The sequence below is a fragment of the Paenibacillus sp. FSL R10-2734 genome (assembly GCF_037963865.1).
GTDB lineage: Bacteria > Bacillota > Bacilli > Paenibacillales > Paenibacillaceae > Paenibacillus_AQ.
Genome location: NZ_CP150170.1, coordinates 1,731,681 through 1,750,046, shown reverse-complemented (window position 1 = coordinate 1,750,046; position 18,366 = coordinate 1,731,681). Strand labels below are relative to the sequence as shown.

The 18,366-nt window shown below is 43.3% G+C and carries 21 protein-coding genes and 1 riboswitch; of the genes, 6 read left to right on the top strand and 15 right to left on the bottom strand.

What is annotated here, in order from left to right:
* Window positions 1-154: 154 nt before the first annotated feature.
* The 3 genes from dnaI to NSS67_RS07770 form a co-directional block, all read right to left on the bottom strand.
* Complete coding sequence (gene dnaI, locus NSS67_RS07780) at window positions 155-1,111, bottom strand: primosomal protein DnaI (protein WP_339319019.1); 957 nt, start codon at window positions 1,109-1,111, stop codon at window positions 155-157.
* Between the two features lie 18 nt (window positions 1,112-1,129).
* A complete protein-coding gene (locus NSS67_RS07775; protein ID WP_339319018.1) occupies window positions 1,130-2,668 on the bottom strand; it encodes a DnaD domain protein in 1,539 nt (512 codons plus the stop codon).
* 203 nt (window positions 2,669-2,871) lie between these two features.
* On the bottom strand, window positions 2,872-3,168 hold the full coding sequence (locus tag NSS67_RS07770; RefSeq protein WP_339319017.1) for a YuiB family protein: 297 nt from the start codon (window positions 3,166-3,168) through the stop codon (window positions 2,872-2,874).
* A 344-nt stretch (window positions 3,169-3,512) separates the two neighbouring features.
* Between NSS67_RS07770 and hemQ the strand changes: the two genes are divergently transcribed.
* Window positions 3,513-4,265 carry a hydrogen peroxide-dependent heme synthase gene (gene hemQ, locus NSS67_RS07765; protein WP_339319016.1) on the top strand — a complete coding sequence of 251 codons (753 nt, stop codon included), beginning with the start codon at window positions 3,513-3,515 and terminating at the stop codon, window positions 4,263-4,265.
* A 79-nt stretch (window positions 4,266-4,344) separates the two neighbouring features.
* Here the strand turns inward: hemQ and NSS67_RS07760 are convergent, their stop codons facing one another.
* Window positions 4,345-4,611 (bottom strand): hypothetical protein, encoded by a 267-nt coding sequence (locus NSS67_RS07760; RefSeq protein ID WP_339319015.1) that lies wholly within the window; start codon window positions 4,609-4,611, stop codon window positions 4,345-4,347.
* A gap of 1 nt (window position 4,612) precedes the next feature.
* Window positions 4,613-5,806 carry an NAD(P)/FAD-dependent oxidoreductase gene (locus NSS67_RS07755; RefSeq protein WP_339319014.1) on the bottom strand — a complete coding sequence of 398 codons (1,194 nt, stop codon included), beginning with the start codon at window positions 5,804-5,806 and terminating at the stop codon, window positions 4,613-4,615.
* Between the two features lie 332 nt (window positions 5,807-6,138).
* Here NSS67_RS07755 and NSS67_RS07750 point away from each other — a divergent pair, with 332 nt between their 5' ends.
* Window positions 6,139-7,113: an NAD(P)/FAD-dependent oxidoreductase gene (locus tag NSS67_RS07750; RefSeq protein WP_339319013.1), complete on the top strand. Its 975-nt coding sequence runs from the start codon at window positions 6,139-6,141 to the stop codon at window positions 7,111-7,113.
* A gap of 129 nt (window positions 7,114-7,242) precedes the next feature.
* On the opposite strand, the gene sda is transcribed toward NSS67_RS07750, so the two are convergent.
* The gene (gene sda / locus NSS67_RS07745; RefSeq protein WP_339320535.1) at window positions 7,243-7,386 is read right to left on the bottom strand and encodes a sporulation histidine kinase inhibitor Sda; all 144 of its coding nucleotides are present in this window, start codon (window positions 7,384-7,386) and stop codon (window positions 7,243-7,245) included.
* 314 nt (window positions 7,387-7,700) lie between these two features.
* Entirely contained in the window at window positions 7,701-8,363 is a 663-nt protein-coding gene (locus tag NSS67_RS07740) for a YheC/YheD family protein (protein WP_339319012.1), read from the bottom strand.
* 308 nt (window positions 8,364-8,671) lie between these two features.
* Here NSS67_RS07740 and NSS67_RS07735 point away from each other — a divergent pair, with 308 nt between their 5' ends.
* Entirely contained in the window at window positions 8,672-8,881 is a 210-nt protein-coding gene (locus NSS67_RS07735) for a hypothetical protein (RefSeq protein WP_042130893.1), read from the top strand.
* A gap of 67 nt (window positions 8,882-8,948) precedes the next feature.
* Here the strand turns inward: NSS67_RS07735 and NSS67_RS07730 are convergent, their stop codons facing one another.
* Both NSS67_RS07730 and NSS67_RS07725 read right to left on the bottom strand, forming a co-directional pair.
* Window positions 8,949-9,401: a GNAT family N-acetyltransferase gene (locus tag NSS67_RS07730; protein ID WP_339319011.1), complete on the bottom strand. Its 453-nt coding sequence runs from the start codon at window positions 9,399-9,401 to the stop codon at window positions 8,949-8,951.
* A 109-nt stretch (window positions 9,402-9,510) separates the two neighbouring features.
* Window positions 9,511-9,870, bottom strand: coding sequence for an iron-sulfur cluster assembly accessory protein (locus NSS67_RS07725; protein WP_339319010.1), 360 nt, complete (start codon window positions 9,868-9,870; stop codon window positions 9,511-9,513).
* Window positions 9,871-10,226: 356 nt separating this feature from the next.
* On the opposite strand from NSS67_RS07725, the gene mqnE reads away from it, so the two are divergent.
* Window positions 10,227-11,333, top strand: coding sequence for an aminofutalosine synthase MqnE (mqnE, locus tag NSS67_RS07720; protein WP_339319009.1), 1,107 nt, complete (start codon window positions 10,227-10,229; stop codon window positions 11,331-11,333).
* A 50-nt stretch (window positions 11,334-11,383) separates the two neighbouring features.
* The gene (locus NSS67_RS07715; RefSeq protein WP_339319008.1) at window positions 11,384-12,445 is read left to right on the top strand and encodes an NAD(P)/FAD-dependent oxidoreductase; all 1,062 of its coding nucleotides are present in this window, start codon (window positions 11,384-11,386) and stop codon (window positions 12,443-12,445) included.
* A 392-nt stretch (window positions 12,446-12,837) separates the two neighbouring features.
* Here NSS67_RS07715 and NSS67_RS07710 read toward each other — a convergent pair whose 3' ends face one another.
* Window positions 12,838-13,092: a YuzB family protein gene (locus tag NSS67_RS07710; RefSeq protein WP_339319007.1), complete on the bottom strand. Its 255-nt coding sequence runs from the start codon at window positions 13,090-13,092 to the stop codon at window positions 12,838-12,840.
* 81 nt (window positions 13,093-13,173) lie between these two features.
* Here NSS67_RS07710 and NSS67_RS07705 point away from each other — a divergent pair, with 81 nt between their 5' ends.
* On the top strand, window positions 13,174-13,422 hold the full coding sequence (locus NSS67_RS07705) for a NifU family protein (RefSeq protein ID WP_042130899.1): 249 nt from the start codon (window positions 13,174-13,176) through the stop codon (window positions 13,420-13,422).
* 152 nt (window positions 13,423-13,574) lie between these two features.
* Here NSS67_RS07705 and NSS67_RS07700 read toward each other — a convergent pair whose 3' ends face one another.
* From NSS67_RS07700 to NSS67_RS07680, 5 genes are all read right to left on the bottom strand, one after another.
* The gene (locus tag NSS67_RS07700) at window positions 13,575-14,432 is read right to left on the bottom strand and encodes a MetQ/NlpA family ABC transporter substrate-binding protein (RefSeq protein ID WP_339319006.1); all 858 of its coding nucleotides are present in this window, start codon (window positions 14,430-14,432) and stop codon (window positions 13,575-13,577) included.
* A 56-nt stretch (window positions 14,433-14,488) separates the two neighbouring features.
* Window positions 14,489-15,148, bottom strand: coding sequence for a methionine ABC transporter permease (locus tag NSS67_RS07695; protein ID WP_339319005.1), 660 nt, complete (start codon window positions 15,146-15,148; stop codon window positions 14,489-14,491).
* Complete coding sequence (locus NSS67_RS07690; protein ID WP_339319004.1) at window positions 15,148-16,164, bottom strand: methionine ABC transporter ATP-binding protein; 1,017 nt, start codon at window positions 16,162-16,164, stop codon at window positions 15,148-15,150. The genes NSS67_RS07695 and NSS67_RS07690 overlap by 1 nt, the downstream gene beginning before the upstream one ends.
* Window positions 16,165-16,264: 100 nt before the next feature.
* Window positions 16,265-16,403, bottom strand: a riboswitch (SAM riboswitch).
* Window positions 16,404-16,503: 100 nt separating this feature from the next.
* Window positions 16,504-17,238: a Cthe_2314 family HEPN domain-containing protein gene (locus tag NSS67_RS07685; RefSeq protein ID WP_339319003.1), complete on the bottom strand. Its 735-nt coding sequence runs from the start codon at window positions 17,236-17,238 to the stop codon at window positions 16,504-16,506.
* A 137-nt stretch (window positions 17,239-17,375) separates the two neighbouring features.
* Window positions 17,376-18,326 (bottom strand): heme A synthase, encoded by a 951-nt coding sequence (locus NSS67_RS07680; RefSeq protein ID WP_339319002.1) that lies wholly within the window; start codon window positions 18,324-18,326, stop codon window positions 17,376-17,378.
* Window positions 18,327-18,366: the final 40 nt, after the last annotated feature.

Sequence of the window (18,366 nt, the reverse complement as noted above, 5' to 3'; positions counted from 1 at the left end):
TATAACCGATAATCGCTTTAATCGAATAGAATCAGGGAATTCCTCCCTAAAAATCGGAGTAATTTCTGTATTAGCTACCGAATCAGTTGAATATCAGGGAGATTTTCCGTAATTATCTTTCATAGGCATTACGTCAGACGATGGAACCGACTAGTTATCTATTAGTACCCCGTTGGTTCTCCCCATGTAGTGGAATAACATCCACAAAAGGAGCAATACGATCCATCAAACGTTGGCCTTTATAAATTTCCTCGCCATCCTTACTTGTAAAGCTAAGATGTTTCTCCAAGCCATCGAGCGGATAATTTGAGGTATAGAAGGTTGGTTTACGGTTCATTCGATAATTTAGAATCGCACCAAGCACATGATCACGCGCCCAAGGATTCAAATTCTCAGCACCGATATCGTCAAAAATGAGTAAATCGCAGTTTTTCATCGTATCCACGGTTTCCTTCATCTTCTGGCCGTCCATCATGATCGATTTCAGATCCTCGATAAAGTCTGGCATATATACGATAACTCCAGTATACCCAGTAACAGCAAGCTCATGAAGCAAGTAACACATCAGAAACGTTTTGCCTGTTCCGAAGGTTCCATGTAAATAAATCCCGCGCGAGGTCAGACCTTCCTCTTTCACGCTCGTAATATAATCAAATATTTTATTAACCGCCGAAACTCGGCGTGGATCCTTACCCATAATATCTATTTCATCATAACCGCCATTAAGCACACGCTCGTCCACATAAAAGCTACGGATACGTTTGCGGATGTTATCCTGATTGTCCTGTGCTACTTTAAGACGGCATGCCGTCTTGCGTTCATATAAGTCCGCCGAACCATTCACGCTCTCTACCGTAAGCTTGCTAAAGTGACCGGGGAAATCATTCGGGCATTTCTCTAGACCTGGACAGTTCGCACAGTTGCGGCTTTCCTCTACATATTGATACAGGCGGGGCAGATGAAGCCGCAGTCGCGAATCGTCCAGCTCAGGATGTTCGGACTGCAATGCTTTCACAAGTGGATGATTGAATAATCCCTGTTCAAGATCGCGTTGACGCTGTCGTAGAGTTGGATTGTTGATCGAACGAAGTACATCGCCCATAGACTCCATAGTTCCACCTCTTTTTCTTTACGGCGCTTGGGAAACGCCTTTTTTCTTGTTGGCCTTAATTTCTGCCGCTTTCTTCATCATCGCCGCGAATTCCTCTTCCGATACCGTTCCCGCACTTCCATCATCCAGCACAATTGGGATTTCCGGTTTAGCAGATCTGCCTGTATTTTTGGCATATGAACGTGATCGAGATCCTGACGTAGTGTTAGCTGTGGCTCCCTTGCCTTTCACTTTGGACTGATCCCTAATATATTTTACAGCCTTCTCGTAGGTATTCACTTGTTTAACCAGCATATTGGAGGCGATGGCCTCTACAAAATTGCGGTTCATTCGCTGTTCTCCACCTGAGGCTACCATGGTCATTAAATAATGAATGAGGACGTTAATTACTTCACCACTTAGCTTATAGTTCAAATCTATCTTCTCGAACATATCCATTAAATGACTAGGTACTGTACCTGGGAAAAAGGTTTGAAGCAGCCGCGTATAAGGTTCGTTCCGCAGCATCATATTATATTGGTGAATGTCGCATTTGGACAAAAATTGTGGTGGTACTTCTACATAATACTCCATCTCTACAGATTGCTCCGGTGGTGCTATTGAATCATCATTCTCTTCAGCGGCACTGGAACGGATGGACACAACCTTGGCAGCTGCAATTTCACGCTTTTCTTGTCGTTTCATATCTTGCCTGAAATGCTGGCTCGCCTTATATTGCAGTGCATCCAGTATTACCTCGCCTTCCGGTGAGAATACACCATCCTCATCCAGCAAACGACATAAGTCCTGAGGACTAAGTTCATACTTATGAGCTACATAGTTAATAACACCCATTTGAGTATGGTCAAAACGAAGTTTTTCTACATGAGCCCGGTTCACAGACTCCCGTGGAAAACGCAAAATAATATCACTATATCCGATCGCTTGATCTCCAGATTCACGCATACCAGGCTGCCGCACAGAGGCTACTTCTGCAAGTGCCTGCTCCAGCTCATAATCAATGACATGTGTATTGAGTTGAAAAATATCGTAAAATGGCACGGATATATTCTCTTTGCCTATAGATCTGCGACTCCACTCTTCTGGCTCTCGATTCCAGAATTGTTCCCGTAAGGACAGCACAGCAAATTTGCCAATCTTATCACGTAACAGCAATGTCAAATGCTGAGTAGCAAAAAAGTCAGCTGGTGATAGCGGCGGCATTAGCTCATATTCATATAAGTAATCATCGGTTTCCGGCACATAAATTCGGCAGGTCTGCAGCAGACCTACTGCTTCTAACCGGGAAGCCTGATCTATTAAATATTTGCGGCCTTTCTCATTCGGTTCAACGCCTAGCGTCATAAATAGCCTGCGCTGTTGCTCCACTCCAGAATAGCCAATGCTATCCGCTGGCACATGTTCAACCAGCAAGCGATAGAAACTGATTGCAAAAGCCCCTACCATAGGTTGATACACAGAGCTAAGCATACGTCCATCTATAACACTAAGACCAAATTCGCGGGAAACGCAGTACCGATGATGTTCGGTGAAATGATGTAAGTTACTCATGCGCATCTACGGATCCCCCCTTGTTTTCACGAATTCATACAGGATTCTATTCTACCATAAAAAACGCCGCCGGAAATGTAAATAAACTACCAATTCCGACTCTTTTCGCTATAATCAGCTTTTCCTTACGAATATCTACCTCTATTAAACAAGAAGAAACGGCTTCGCTGTCCTCTAAGGAGGAAGGTATCCGTTTCTCGTAAATATATTCAAAACATTTTATAACCACCAAAACGAAGCTTCTGAATCGTCCACCCACTCAGAATGGCACCTGCTAGACCAGCGACACCTGTTAGGTAATCAACGAAATGGAAGCTAGAAAGATGCTCCCAGAGTGTCAATGCACTTCTATCCCAAATGGAATAAATTACAACGGGTAGAATAATTAGTACGAACAGATAAGCAGGAAACCAGGTTGTCTTCATTAACATGTTAAGAATAAATCCAATACCAAACATCATCACAAAGAATAAAACGGTTAGGATAAACACCGGAATAAACCCCATCTTACCGTCACTACCCCTTTCTATAAAGAAGCGCACATCTTATACGAACTATTAGTAAGTTTACTAGAAAAAATGTCACGAAGCAATGAACTTTATTCAAAATTAGATCTATTTCTCTTACGCCGGAATGTCATCATTTGCTCTAAGCAACTTGATTGCGATACAATGCATATAGATTAATGAATCATACATAGTCTATGATGCAGGAGCTTCGTAGCGAGTTTTACACGATGTTATTCAGCGAAGCTTATGCTTCGTAAAACAAGCGTATGCTTCCGATGTAAGTTTTACACGATGTTATTCAGCGGAGCTTATGCTTCGTAAAACTTTAAAGGAGTGAGATCATGAACGAAGCCGCTATGACACTGGAAGGCTGGTATGCCTTGCATGACTTCCGCTCACTGAACTGGACCGCTTGGACGGCAGCAGATGATGAAGAACGTGCCGTTGCTCTAGAAGAATTACATGCTTTTATGCAGGAATGGGACGCTGTCGAAGAAGCTAAGGAAGGCAGCACCGCGGTATATTCCATCATTGGCCAGAAGGCAGATTTCGTAATGATGTTCTTGCGTGAAAGCTTGGAAGATCTGAACCAGCTTGAGACAGCCTTTAACAAAATAGCTTTTGCTCAATATACAACTAAAGCTTATTCCTATGTAAGTATTGTGGAATTAAGCAACTACCTTGCGGGGGGTAGCGATGGTAGCGACCCTATGCAGAATCCACATGTTATCGCACGTCTAAAACCTATTTTACCGCAAGCGAAGCATATTTGTTTCTATCCAATGAACAAAAAACGCGAGCTAGCCGATAACTGGTACATGCTTGATATGAACAAACGTCGGGAGCTAATGGCTTCTCACGGATTAATCGGACGAGGCTATGCAGGTAAGGTGAAGCAGGTTATTACTGGTTCCGTAGGTTTTGATGATTGGGAATGGGGCGTAACCCTGTTCGCTGAAGATCCGCTGCAATTCAAGAAGTTGGTCTACGAAATGCGCTTTGACGAAGTTAGTGCCCGCTACGGCGAATTCGGACCTTTTTATGTCGGAAATTTGCTGACGCTCGAATCCTTTGAGGAAATGCTCAAACTGTAACAAAAAGGGTGAGTCTCCAGATCTTATGGAGACTCACCCTTTTTAAATGCTATATTCATTAAATTAACGACACCGAAGCTCATGCTTCCCCATTTTCTTCGCTGTCATCTTCATCATCACGCAGACTTTCCAAATATTCAGCCGTAGCCCGGTCACGAGCCCGTCCTTTTTCCTTCAAACGTTCAATGCCAGGAAGAATGAGCAGATCAATTTCCTTTTGAACAACATAAGCTAGATCGTACTGATTCTGATCCTCTAAATAAGATCCAACCTCAATCAATCCGTTATATCGGTCCAATTCTTCACGAGTCAACAGTCCACGCACCTGCACGCTGCAGTGACGCATCTTATAAGAATCTTCCTTTTTTCAGCACCAGCGGAATCCCACCGATAATGAACAAGTAGCGCATATCCACAACTTTTTTCAATTGAGCTGCGGTCCAGCCCTTGTAAGTTTTGCTGCCAACTACAGCAATCCCTTGGCCCTTGCCTAGTGAAGCTACAGTTCCTTTATTGCTGAATGCAAATTTCTTAGGTTGTTGATTGCGGATCGCAGCCACCAAATTATGCGCACAGCACTCTCCCTGTTGCATAGCAATTTGTGCGGTCGGCGGGTATGGACGTCCTTCTGGGTTAATCATCAAGGAGCCATCTCCAATAATGAAGATATTCTCTTGATTTGGCGCACGTAAGTATTCATCTACTTTTACACGTCCACGCATAGCTTCAAATCCTGCTGCCTCAATCAGACGATTCCCACGAATTCCGCCAGTCCAGACAATCGTAGAAGCTTTAATCTCTTCGCCTGATGCCAGAATTACACCGTTTGGTAGACACTCCTTGATAGCAACGCCCATCTTGAAAGTAACACCCTTCTTGGTAAGTAAGTTCATCGCATACTCAACAAGTTCAGGAGCAAATCCAGGCAGTGCTGTTGGCGCAGCCTCTATGTTATATATATTTACCATGCTCGGATCAACGTCAAATTCTTTGCACAACCCAGGGATACGGTCAGCTAATTCGGCCACAAACTCAATTCCGCTAAAGCCGGCACCACCGACAACGAAATTGATATGCTCCTGAGCATTATTCTCGTTCTTGTACTTCGCGAATTGATACTCAATATGTTCACGAATCAAACGAACGGAGTTGATGCTCCGAATTGTTAGTGCGTATTTATCAAGCCCTGGAATACCGAATGTTTCAGGCTCTCCGCCCAAAGCAATGACGAGGTAGTCATACGAAAGAGTACCATCCTCCAAAATAATCTTTTTTTGCTGGGTACGAATTTCCTGAACAGATGATTTTACGAGATCGATCTTGAATTCATCGATTAGTTTAGAAATAGACACCCGTGTGTGTTCAATACTGTCCGTACCCGCCGCAGGCATATGTAGATGGGTAGTAAAATAGTGGTACTCGTGACGGTTTACGAGCGTGACATCCGCTTCATTATAGTTCAAAGCCTTCTGTAAGCGCTGTGCGGTCAAAATACCCCCATAGCCCGCGCCTAAGATTACGATTTTGGGAATACTACTCATGTTCCGGCTCCTTCCAAGAGGTAAATCTGTCTTTGTATTTTTTATTGAAACAATGTACGGTCCTTTTTGTGAATTTATACACTTATATTTAGAAGAAATTCCAATCAAACTTAAAGGATTTCTAAATTGACCATATCCATTGTAAACCTTAGTGTATTATTAATCAAACATAAAAAATACTAAAAAACGTCACATTCTTATTGTCTTCTAAAGTCTTTCTTTGCAGGTATGTGTCACTATGTTTATAATAAGTAAGAATACAAGTATGGCAAAATGAATATATCAACTCGGAGGTGTAATATCCCGTGACACAAGAGCAATCCGGCGTTCCTATGAGCGACCTTTTAATCATAGGTGGCGGCCCAGCTGGCATGTTTGCCGCATTTTACGGTGGGATGCGTCAGGCATCAGTAACACTTATTGAAAGTATGCCCCAATTGGGAGGTCAACTTGCTGCCCTTTATCCAGAAAAATACATTTATGATGTAGCAGGTTTCCCAAAAGTAACAGCACAAGAATTGGTCGACAACTTATCTCGGCAAATGGATATGTTCCAATCGAATATCCGGCTGGAGGAGAAAGTAATTTCTGTTCAGAAACGGGACGAACGCCATTTCGTAGTTACAACCGATGTAGCCGAATATCACAGCAAAGCAATTATCATTACAGCTGGTGTAGGTGCATTTGAGCCTCGTCGTTTGGAATTACCCAACGCTGGACGTTTTGAAAAAGCCAACCTCCATTATTTTGTAAATGATTTGAATGCCTTTAAAGATAAAAAAGTTCTGATCAGCGGTGGCGGTGACTCTGCAGTTGACTGGGCACTTATGCTGGAACCGATCGCTGAACAGGTAACCCTGATTCACCGCCGGGATAAATTCCGTGCGCATGAGCATAGTGTTGAGAATCTGATGGCTTCGAAAGTTAACGTAATTACACCTACTGAAATTACAGAATTGCATGGTGACGAGTTCATTACTAAGGTTACCTTATCTCATATCAAAACCAAAGAAACGCAAGAAATCGAAGTCGACAGTGTAATCGTCAATTTCGGATTCATTTCCTCTCTGGGACCCATTGCAGAATGGGGTATCGATATCGAAGGAAACTCCATTGTCGTTGACTCACGTATGGAAACGAGTATTCCGGGAATATTTGCTGCCGGCGATATCACTACGTATCCAGGTAAGCTGAAACTAATTGCTGTAGGATTCGGCGAAGCCCCAACGGCTGTGAATAATGCAAAGGTCTACATCGATCCGGAAGCCAAGCTTTCACCAGGACACAGTAGTAATATGAAACTCTAATTCTATCTACTACAATAAAAAAGGGTATTCTGACAGGCCTATCAATAGCAGCCTATCAGGATACCCTTTTATGTTTGTGACTCGCGGTTTATTTATATGTAGCCAGCTACAAAGGATTACTTTGCGCTTTTAATGAAGAACCGCATGAACTGGAGAGTGTAAGTTGCGTTTGCGAATTTCAACGAGTAGAAGAGCAATGAAATCATACTCTAGTTGCAGTTCTATTGCTCTATGGTAAGAGTCTAGAAGCATCTCATCCGACAATTCAACCATAACGTTCATCTACCTTTCCTGTATTTGGATCTAAATCTATCATATCAAACTATCATTTTTCGAACAAGCGTTCGCGTTATCCACAAGTACATGTGGAAATCCTGTGTATAATATGTGCGTAAGCGCTGCAAAGGTGATAACTGCACAGTGGAATATGGGGATAATAGTTATACACAGGATTGAACCACTTGTATAGAGCTAAAAATATATTTTTATTGTAAAAAATTACAATATTATTTACCCCAAAAGAACGCAACTAAACGCAATTTTAACTTACTACTCTATTATCGTCAATTCTAAAAATATTTGTTAATTTACTGAGGTCTTGTATTAACCTCTAATATCCATATTTTTCCTGAGTAATCTACGGCATAATCAAAGCCTAGCTCACCTATTCCCGGAAAGTGCCGTTCCATCAGTTCGATACATACATGCGTTAGCCTGCGCATCTCTGCTTTCTTCGTCGAGGCTTTGATCCGAGGCAACGATCTACGAAGTCCTTCTCGACAAGAAAGCATCGTGCCCCCTTTACATAAATTAGTCACGAACAGGCCAGGCCGAGCCAATCTTCCTACCATGGAGCGAAACTCCCAAACACCACCATTCTTCACTACCTTGACCCGATAATCAATAGGGCGTCCACCAATTCTGGCAAGAGAAATCCCTTGTTGAATCAAGTATCTACGTCTAACCTTGACGAAATGGAGCGCACGTCTCATGGATCCAAAATCTTTGTAAATTCGAGTTCTGTCCATATAAGTAAATCCATAACCTCTGCTATCCCGAAATACTTTGATTACACCGTAACCTCCACCACCAACAATAGGTTTAATAACCACATTCCCGTATCTCCGGAGCATGGCTAACAGCGAGGCAGCAGTATACACCCTCGTCATTGGTATATAATGAGAAACCCTTGCGTCACTGAGCAATGCTTCTGTCTTTATCCATTTGCTAGCCAGTTGTCTTCCCGACATCGTCCTTTCCCTCCTTTCACATTCCAGCCTACCCTATACATTACTCAGAAAAGGTCCCGCCCTCTTGTATGATTGTCCGTGTAGGAAGAGGCTCTTAGCAAAAAGGGCTTAGTGCTTGTATCGACATCAATCTCAGCCTTGTATGGTTAGATTGCAGATTTTGTATGTTCTTATCTCTATACATTCGACATTTAAATCTCAATGGATGAGTTCACTATAACTAGAATAATCTTCAAAATCGTTGTATTATTAATAGCGGTTACATTTTCGATTCCAATCACTAAAAAACAGCGCGGGGAGGGCTCGGAATGGCTCAGTTTTTTGAGGTTTTATATTGGGTGGCCATGCTTGGGATGTCCATCGTATTGGCTGGAACTACTATACTGATCTGCGCTATTGGCTTTAAATTTATTAAAGACAGACGCAGAGCACTGGGTGCTGGCTGTATTGCCTTTTCCCTTGGCGCAGCAGCACTCATCGTGTTTATGATTAATTACAAGTTTATTATTCCAGCCTAATTGTACCCAGAAACAAACAAAAGCCCTCTCACGGAATACCGTCAGAGGGCTTTTGTTTGCCTATTACTCATATATCTAATGAAAGGCGGATCATATCCACTACTTTGATCCCATTTTCAACAATCTCTTCACTGTAATGTCTGATAAAGAAGTCTCGGTCGATTCCTGTGATTCTAAATCCACATTTCTGATAAAGAGCAAGCTGTCCTACACTTGAATTTCCCGTACCGACTTCAACCGTCTTCGCACCAAGTAAACTCGCATTCTGAATCGCATGATAGACCAGCTGCTTCCCGATGCCTTTACCTTGATGACTCTCATCAACAGCAATATTCACTAGCTCCACTGTCTCAGGCCTTGTTTGTAGCAAAACATAGACACCTATCACACAATTTTCCACTTCAGCTACAAAACATTGACCTCTTTTTAAATATTCTTCAACTACACTTTGAGAAGGATCGGCTAATAACAATAATTTAAAGGGGGGTTGTTCATCTGCGTTTAGTTTCCTGATTTGCATGCAAAGAGCTCCTTGTGATGACTTTTGTCATATGAATTATTAGATATTAAAAAACCTCCAAGCCAGTGTTGTAGAACTCAACACGGGGCTTGGAGGCGTAATTTCGCTATTAGCAAGGCTCTTCGTTCGGTTTCCCAGCATCCTTAGCTGTCCGGAAGCTTGAGCCGCAGCCGCAGGTTGCAGTAGCGTTCGGGTTATTAATGGTGAAGCCGCCAGTCATGCCGGATTCTTCGAAATCAATTTCGAGGCCATCAAGGTAACGAAGATTCTCTTTCTCTACGACAACCTTCATCTCTTCGATGTCCATGTATACGTCCTGATCGCTTTCAATATCATCAAAGCCCATAGCGTAAGAGAATCCACTGCATCCGCCGGGCGTTACTCCAATACGGAGGAACATGTTCGGCGCTTCTTGTTCAGCAAGCATCGCCTTTAATTGTTCTGCTGCCTTTTCGCTAATATTAATCATGATTATATCCTCCTATAAATTAGACTCACTTCAGAAAAAACTTATGTTTAAGTGACCTTCCGGTCAAAAGTTACTTTCTTTAATAAATTCAGTATAACCGACTATTCCATTACCCTCAAGTCACAACTGTCTTATGCTTGACCCATCTCACCAAAATAAACCATCAATATCAAGCTGTTGATCCCCTTATAAGAGAGGTTTATAATAAGGAAGGCAAACATAAGTAAAAATTCGGAAATTTGTCACGGAGGCTAAACCACCTCTTTATTTTCATGATGAACAGCTACCGTCTGGGTAAGTCTGGGAATTATCTGCGGGCAATAGGACCCGTAAAACTTTCAGGAGGAATTTATAATATGTCTACTCTTTTCACCCCCCAAACAGACGCCCGAATGATGAACATTATTGAAAAAGTTCGCGGCGGCGAAAGATTGAATTTAGAAGATGGCGTTTATTTATATCAAAGCAACGACCTACTTACGATTGGCCAGCTAGCGAATGAAGTCAATATTGCTAAGAACAACAACAGGGTATATTTTATCGAAAATATGAGTCTTTATTTCACCAATGTTTGCGAATCACACTGTGCATTCTGCAATTTCCGCAAAGATGATGGAGAAGAGGGTGCTTATACCCTTTCCGGTCAGGAAATGGTGCAATATGTCGAACAGCATATTCAGCCAGGCGTGCGCGAATTCCATATCGTCGGTGGTCATAATGACAAGGTTCCCTTCCAGTATTACGTGGATTCTTTAAAAGCCTTGAATGACCGTTTTCCTGAGGTAACCTTAAAAGCATACACTGCAGCCGAGATCGATTTTTTCACCCGAATTAGCGGGTTGAGCATTCGTGAGGTACTAGAACAACTGCGTGCCGCAGGACTTAAGACGCTTACTGGTGGAGGCGCAGAAATATTATCCGATCAATACCGTAAAAAAATGCGCGTAGATAAAGCTAATGTCGAAGAATATCTGGAAGTTCACCGGACGGCACATCAGCTTGGCATGAAGACGCATACCACTATGCTCTATGGCTCCATTGAATCTCATGAAGACCGTATCCGGCACATGATGCAGATCCGCGATCTGCAGGACGAAACCAATGGTTTTATGGTATTCATTCCATTATCTATGCAGCCTAAGAATAAGAATGCAGGCATTATGCGCCGCAACTCCGCTTATGAGGATCTGAAGACGATTGCGATCAGCAGATTGATGCTGGATAATTTCGATCACATCAAAGCCTACTTCATTAATATCGGTCCTCAGCTTACTCAGGTTGCGCTGAACTTCGGTGCTTCTGACGTTCATGGTACCATCCTTAAAGAACGCATTAGCCATGCGGCTGGCGCCTTAACACCTGAAGGCCTCACTCGCGATGAATTGATCTGGCTAGTAAAAGGTGCTGGACGAATTCCAGTGGAACGCGATACTTTCTACAATGCGATAAAGGTATACGAATAAAAGACTATCTTAGATCCGTTACCCTATATTGGAAAGGAAGTTCGGTCAGCATGAGAACACTACTCGTTCTGGGCGGCGGCTATGGCGGCTTGGCCCTAATTCAAGAATTGCTCAATAATCACCTTCCTCAGGATATTGAAATTATCTTAATTGACCGAATGCCTTATCAAGGAATCAAAACGGAATATTATGCGCTTGCCGCAGGTACAGTAACTGATTATCACTTGCGGATCCAGTTTCCGGTTCATCCCCGTCTCACCATCCGTTACGGTGAAGTGAGTTCCATTGATTTGGAGAGTAGAATCGTTACACTCGAGCCTGACGAGACGGTGTCATATGACATTCTAGCCATTGCGCTAGGCTGTACCGACAATTACCATAACATCCCTGGAGCTGATCAATATACTTGCAGTATCCAGACCTTTGCAGGAACTCGGGAAACTTATCAACGTTTAAACGATGTGAAGCCTTATGGGACGATAAACATCGTAGGCGGCGGACTAAGTGGAGTGGAATTGGCGGCAGAGCTTCGGGAGAGCCGACCAGATCTTAATATTGCTATTCTGGATCGCGGTGAACGTGTCTTGTCTGCCTTTCCGGCGAAGCTGTCACAATACGTGGAAGAATGGTTCCACCACCATCAAGTACAGACGCTTGGACGTGTCTCTGTATCCCATGTAGAGAACAATGCTCTTTTTAATGGGACAGAGGAAATTGTTTCAGATGTTACGGTATGGACCGCAGGGATTCAACCGGTGAAGGTGGTTCAGCAGTTAACAGTACCGAAGGACCGTGGAGGACGGATCATTCTAGATGAATATTATCGTGTACCTGATTATCCAGAAGTGTATGTGATTGGCGACTGCGCCAGCCTGCCGTTCGCACCAAGTGCGCAAGCAGCAGGAGCACAAGGTGAGCAGGTTGCTCAGGTTATTCAAGCTTTATGGCGCGGCGAGACTCCTAAGCTTCATGCTATTCGTCTGAAGGGCACCTTAGGCTCACTAGGTAAGAAATCCGGATTTGGCCTGATGGGCCAACGCTCCGTCAAAGGACGGGTTCCCCGTATCCTCAAGAGCGGGGTGCTCTGGATGTCGAAACGCACTTTAGGATAAATCTAAGGGCTTGTATTGTTCAAAGAAGCTATTCTCCAATAACGGGAGAATAGCTTCTTTACGTTATTAGTGCTTATGCCATGCGGACCCAGATGACGCTATTCGTAAAATTTTCGCCTTTACAGGAGAGTTTCGGACTCCAGTGACGTTATTGCTTATAAAGAGGTTCATTTACGCTGTTTTTCAGGCGAATAGCGACTATGGGGTCCGATAGCAATCCACATGTAGGGAAATTACTCCATATAAGGTCGTCTGAGTCCGATAGAAGCTTCACTCCGCAACATGTTACCTAATCAATCAAATTTTGGGGATTAGTTCAAGTATCGTTCCAAAAAAAGGGAGTGATCCATAATATAAATTATGGATCACTCCCTTTTTCTCTCAAGAAACATTTAGTCAAGGTCTATATTGAACCAAGCTTCTAGCTCTTTGATTTTAGCATCAATTTTCTCTTCTAGCTCAGTAACAGTATCTGCTGCAACGATGTCACCTTCAACCATGGCGAATGGGGTTAAATAACATTCCCCACAATTGTTCAGGCATCCGTATTCAATTACATCGTAATCTGGATTTTCCTCCAGCTTATGCATTAGCTTGTCTGTACCGTGACCCATGTTACTGGCACAAAATTCAATAATTGGTCTCATGATGATCTCCCTATTCCGCCTAACCATTTTATTTTTTAACTTTTTGTACTATAATGAACTTACGAAAGGAGTGATTGAGAAATGAGTGAGAATGCACAAAGCACCGAAATGTATGATGAAGTATTGGAAGTGCTGGATAAGCTTCGTCCGTTCCTGCAGCGCGATGGCGGTGACGTTGAACTGGTCGATGTAGAAGACGGCATCGTTAAGTTGAAACTTATGGGTGCCTGCGGCAGCTGCCCAAGCTCCACGATCACCTTGAAAGCCGGGATTGAACGCGCCCTTCTTGAAGAAGTAGAAGGCGTACAAGAAGTTATGCAAGTATTCTAATCCATTCAATATCCATCCCGATCCCCACTTCAGGAGATCGGGATTTTCTTATTATAGAGGATTTGCCCTTCCCCTACAACATACACATAGAACCCGCTAGCCATTAGGCTGCGGGTTCTATGTGTATTTAGAGATTAGATAAGCTTCATTACTTAAAATGCTGGAATGATCGCACCTTCGTACTTCTCTTCAATGAAAGCTTTAGCTTCTGGAGAATTCAGTGCAGCGGCCAGCTTTTTGATCGCGTCGGAGTCTTTATTGTCCTGACGAGTTACCAGAATGTTAGCATAAGGGGAATCCGTACCCTCGATGAACAAAGCATCTTTTGTTGGCACAAGACCAGCGTCTAGTGCAAAATTCGTGTTGATCAAAGCAAGGTCAACCTCATCCAGTTGTCGCGGGAGCATAGCTGCTTCCAACTCAATGATTTTAAGATTTTTCTTGTTTTCAATGATATCTGCTTTTGTTGCAGCAATGTTTGTATCGTCTTTCAATGTAATCAAACCATTTTTCGCAAGTAGGATTAGCGCCCGACCACCATTAGTAGCATCGTTCGGAATGGCAACTTTCGCACCGTCAGCCAACTCATCGATCGATTTTATTTTTTTGGAATAAGCTCCAAAAGGCTCAACGTGAACGGATGCAACGGAGATCAGGTCGGTTTTATTATTTTTATTTTGGTCATCAAGATAAGGTTGGTGTTGGAAGAAGTTAGCATCTAGCTGCTTCTCATCTAGCTGTACGTTCGGTTGAACATAGTCAGTGAATTCTTTGATTTCCAGTGTAATTCCTTGAGCTTCTAGCAATGGAGCAATAGCTTTTAGGATCTCAGCGTGAGGAACAGGTGAAGCACCGACAACCAATTTCACTGGTTCTGTAGTTGACCCAGTTGCAGCACCATTGTCAGGTGCATTAGTAGCAGCCGAGTTAGAAGCATTATTGTTATTGCCGCAAGCCGCAAGCACCGCAACCAATGTCAAACTAAAAAAAGTAAGTAGTAATTTTTTCATTTTAAATCCCCCTCTTATCTGTTATTTGTATGAATAAGGCTATATATGGATTTACCTTATTTCCGTGTGAAATGTCGTACTAGTCGATCACCGGCCATTTGTAGTAGCTGCACCAGTATTACAATAAACGTTATAGAAATAAGCATAATTTCCGTCTCATAGCGGAGATAGCCATAACGAATCGCTAGATCACCAAGTCCGCCGCCCCCAACCTGGCCAGCCATTGCCGTATAGGAGACCAGTGTAACCAGTGTGATCGTAACCCCAGCGATCAAACCTGGACGAGCTTCTGGCAAAAGAACACGCATAACGATCTGATTCGTGGATGCTCCCATTCCTTGCGCCGCTTCGATTACCCCACGATCCACTTCTCTTAGCGCCGTCTCCACCAAGCGAGCAAAGAATGGAGCTGCTCCAATCACCAGCGGTGGGATCGTACCGAGTACTCCAATGGAAGTTCCGACAATTTCTTTGGTAAAAGGAATTAATGCCACCATCAAAATAATAAACGGTACGGAACGTAGGATATTTACAAGTAATGATAAGACCGAGTAAATTACTCTGATTACTATACTATTCGATCTCTCGCATAAATACAATAGAATTCCGAGTGGTAAACCAAGAATAATTGTGAACAATCCGGAAAAAACTATCATTTTCAGAGTAGCAACTGTAGCATCCATCATTTCTTGCCAATTTAAATCTGCGAAATTCATTACGAAATCACCTCCACTTCAAGACCTTGGGCAGTTAGTTCGGCTATCGTAACAGCGATCGCTTCAGTTGGACCTTCGAAACGAACAATCATTTGGCCATAAGGTACATCTTTAATCGTTGAGATGGTGCCATGCAGAATGGCAAAGCTAACACCCGTTTCACGTACTACATCGGAAAGTGCTGAACCATAGGTCTTCTCTCCGAAAAAAGTAATTTTGACAGCCTGAGAGTTGTCTCCAGCAGCTGCATCAAGCGCCGCTCGAAGAGGCCCCTCATTCTGCGATTCACTGCGGATGAAATCGCGAGTCACCTCATGCTGCGGCTTCAGGAATACCTCCGCAACTTTACCTTGCTCAACAATACCGCCACCATGAATGACAGCGACACGGTCGCAAATGCTCTGAATCACATGCATTTCATGAGTGATCAGCACAATGGTCAGATGGAACCTTTTATTAATATCGAGCAACAGCTTAAGTATCGAGTCTGTCGTCTGTGGATCAAGCGCAGAGGTTGCCTCGTCACACAGCAGCACATCAGGGTCGCTGGCGAGTGCACGTGCGATGCCGACCCGTTGCTTTTGTCCTCCTGATAACTGAGAGGGATACTTATCCCGGTGTTCTTCAAGCCCAACTAGGGCAAGCAAGTCTTTTACTTTTGTATCAATATCAGCTCTCGAGGTGCCTGTAAGTCGTAGCGGAAAAGCAATATTATCGTACACAGTTGCAGAAGACAGCAGATTGAAATGTTGAAAAATCATCCCAATCTTGCGCCGCTGTTCCTGCAGCTGACCTTGGGTAAGCTTGGTGAGTTCAACACCATCTACCCAAACCTCTCCTTCTGTCGGACGCTCCAACAGATTAATGCAGCGAATCAGTGTACTTTTCCCCGCCCCAGAATGGCCGATGACTCCGAATATTTCACCTTTCTCGATAGACAGATTCAATCCGGAAAGTGCTGTAGCCGCATCGCTGCCTTTTCCATATACCTTTGTTATTCCTTTTAGATTAATCAACGCTTGTCGCCCCCTTTATATTTCACATATTCCATACAAAAAAACCTCCGACGATCGATGCAGATCGCAAGAGGCCCTGTGTGTTTATTATGACAATGCCTTCTCATCTGCCAACGACCACAAATCTTGTGTCATTGTAGGAATTAGCACCATGACATTTGTACGTAACGCTTATCGCGCATATACAAATCGGTTGCCGGGCTTCATCGGGCCTATCCCTCCGCCACTCTCGATAAGATATAGAGTATGAAATTTTATGTTGGAATTCGTACAGACTTTTATGCAAGCATAAGTATAGTAAGTTTCTTGTTTTTTGTCAAAAGGAAATATATTGAACGCTTATGATCTTTCCCGCTTTCCCTTGCTTATTTCCTTCTGCAACTGCTCATTACTGTAGCTGAATGCCGCGATTAATGTTTTACAGTTCATTTCGAGGGATTGCTTTAAGTCCTCAAGATGACTATCCAGATCTTCAAGCTGAATTTTATCATGCAGGCCTTGATGACGCTGCCACAAATCATCCTGCATTTCAGAATTCATATAATGAATTTCAGCATTCCTGCGCTTACGTAGATTCTCCAACGGGTCTCGATAGGAGTTCTTAATTTGTTCCAGTTGATCGGCTAGCGCAGGATGCACATTCAATAATTGAAGTTGACGAAGCACTGTAAAATAAGAGAAGTGCGTTTTTAATTTGGATGTTTTGAGGTCATAAAAATGATTCAGCACCGTTCCAAGCTTGTCCAGCAGAGAAAACACACGGATAAATCCATTTTTATAAAAATAAACATAACGTGCGTAATCGCCCTGTTCCACTGGTGACATATCATCCATATAACCTGCGATTACTAATTTCCGGTAAAAAGCAGCAGCGAACCAGCTTTGCTCCAATTCATCCAATGAGGAGATTAATCCACGTGTCCAAATCTCCAGTTTGCGGTATTCATGGTCATTATCCTCATGGGCGCTCATTTCCTTACGCAGTAAGGCGGCAAAAGTGGCCATGTTCTCCATCGCATCAGCCAATACACCGCTGTTCTTTCGAGGCGGCTCTCCAAGTAATACCCGCAGCATATCCCAGTCCTCCTAAAGTTTTGTCCAGCACCACGATATACCGATTTTCACTTTATTATTCCGCAGGTAAAGCGACTCTATCCACGGAGGGAACTTTCTACCTAGGGCGTTACAACAGTATCTCACGATGGGTTGGATTATTTTCGAAAAACGTCATTTCTCGTTCTACTCAGCTGCCAGACTCTTACACTCATATAGCATAGAACACCAAACAAACAAGCAATCAACAAAATATGAGTTAAGGCAGCAAATATGTACAATCTTTCATTATCTAGCGTATAAACAACAGCAGCCCCACTAAACACCTGCATCAAGCACAGCAGAACAGCAGCTACGCCAAGAGCTCTTAGCTCTGGGTAATCCTTATGTTTCCAAAAAGCTAAATGTCCAAGCACCGCGGTAAGAATGAATAAAATCAACGCTGCAATTCGGTGCGTAAAAACAATACCCACTCCCCCGGAAAGCTCGGGAACCCACTCACCGTTACAGAGCGGCCAGCCAGAACATCCACCGCGTGAATCCGTATGACTCACAAAGGCTCCAATATAAACGACAACATAGGAATATAAAGCCGTAAAGCAGGTTAAATTACGGAAAGCCTTGCTTACTGGCTTCTTCTGAGTTTCCAACTTATGATCGTATTCGCCTGCTTCATGCCGCCTTTTCGTTCCAAGTGCCAGCATCAGAGAGCTCGAAAAAGCGATCAAGGAGAAGCCCATATGAAGTGCCATTACAGCGGCAGATTGGGATTTAATTACTGCAAGCGCTCCCATACCACCTTGAACAATTACAAACAGCAAAGTCATGAATGCATATGCCAACAAGTCCCGCCGATTACGAGCATAACGCCAAAAAGCAAACATTGAGGCAAGTGACAATAACCCTGCCAATCCGCTGAACAAGCGATGGGTGTATTCAATCAGCGAGCCTACCGTATAGGCCGGAATCAGCTTCCCATGACAGAGCGGCCATTCATTTCCACATTCCAATCCCGATCCAGTCTTCGTTACTACAGCTCCCCCAAGTACAGCGAGGAACATGATAAGGCAAGTAAGATAACTAAGCCATTTCAACTGATTTGTCGTCAAAAAATATCACCCGCAGTTTTTAGTAATGAAGAAGCATTTT

Excerpts from the sequence above, each read along its gene's own strand:
- dnaI (WP_339319019.1), bottom strand. The coding sequence starts at position 1,111 with ATGGAGTCTATGGGCGATGTACTTCGTTCGATCAACAATCCAACTCTA.
- NSS67_RS07775 (WP_339319018.1), bottom strand. The coding sequence starts at position 2,668 with ATGCGCATGAGTAACTTACATCATTTCACCGAACATCATCGGTACTGC.
- NSS67_RS07770 (WP_339319017.1), bottom strand. The coding sequence starts at position 3,168 with ATGGGGTTTATTCCGGTGTTTATCCTAACCGTTTTATTCTTTGTGATG.
- hemQ (WP_339319016.1), top strand. The coding sequence starts at position 3,513 with ATGAACGAAGCCGCTATGACACTGGAAGGCTGGTATGCCTTGCATGAC.
- NSS67_RS07760 (WP_339319015.1), bottom strand. The coding sequence starts at position 4,611 with ATGCGTCACTGCAGCGTGCAGGTGCGTGGACTGTTGACTCGTGAAGAA.
- NSS67_RS07755 (WP_339319014.1), bottom strand. The coding sequence starts at position 5,806 with ATGAGTAGTATTCCCAAAATCGTAATCTTAGGCGCGGGCTATGGGGGT.
- NSS67_RS07750 (WP_339319013.1), top strand. The coding sequence starts at position 6,139 with ATGAGCGACCTTTTAATCATAGGTGGCGGCCCAGCTGGCATGTTTGCC.
- sda (WP_339320535.1), bottom strand. The coding sequence starts at position 7,386 with ATGGTTGAATTGTCGGATGAGATGCTTCTAGACTCTTACCATAGAGCA.
- NSS67_RS07740 (WP_339319012.1), bottom strand. The coding sequence starts at position 8,363 with ATGTCGGGAAGACAACTGGCTAGCAAATGGATAAAGACAGAAGCATTG.
- NSS67_RS07735 (WP_042130893.1), top strand. The coding sequence starts at position 8,672 with ATGGCTCAGTTTTTTGAGGTTTTATATTGGGTGGCCATGCTTGGGATG.
- NSS67_RS07730 (WP_339319011.1), bottom strand. The coding sequence starts at position 9,401 with ATGCAAATCAGGAAACTAAACGCAGATGAACAACCCCCCTTTAAATTA.
- NSS67_RS07725 (WP_339319010.1), bottom strand. The coding sequence starts at position 9,870 with ATGATTAATATTAGCGAAAAGGCAGCAGAACAATTAAAGGCGATGCTT.
- mqnE (WP_339319009.1), top strand. The coding sequence starts at position 10,227 with ATGTCTACTCTTTTCACCCCCCAAACAGACGCCCGAATGATGAACATT.
- NSS67_RS07715 (WP_339319008.1), top strand. The coding sequence starts at position 11,384 with ATGAGAACACTACTCGTTCTGGGCGGCGGCTATGGCGGCTTGGCCCTA.
- NSS67_RS07710 (WP_339319007.1), bottom strand. The coding sequence starts at position 13,092 with ATGAGACCAATTATTGAATTTTGTGCCAGTAACATGGGTCACGGTACA.
- NSS67_RS07705 (WP_042130899.1), top strand. The coding sequence starts at position 13,174 with ATGAGTGAGAATGCACAAAGCACCGAAATGTATGATGAAGTATTGGAA.
- NSS67_RS07700 (WP_339319006.1), bottom strand. The coding sequence starts at position 14,432 with ATGAAAAAATTACTACTTACTTTTTTTAGTTTGACATTGGTTGCGGTG.
- NSS67_RS07695 (WP_339319005.1), bottom strand. The coding sequence starts at position 15,148 with ATGAATTTCGCAGATTTAAATTGGCAAGAAATGATGGATGCTACAGTT.
- NSS67_RS07685 (WP_339319003.1), bottom strand. The coding sequence starts at position 17,238 with ATGCTGCGGGTATTACTTGGAGAGCCGCCTCGAAAGAACAGCGGTGTA.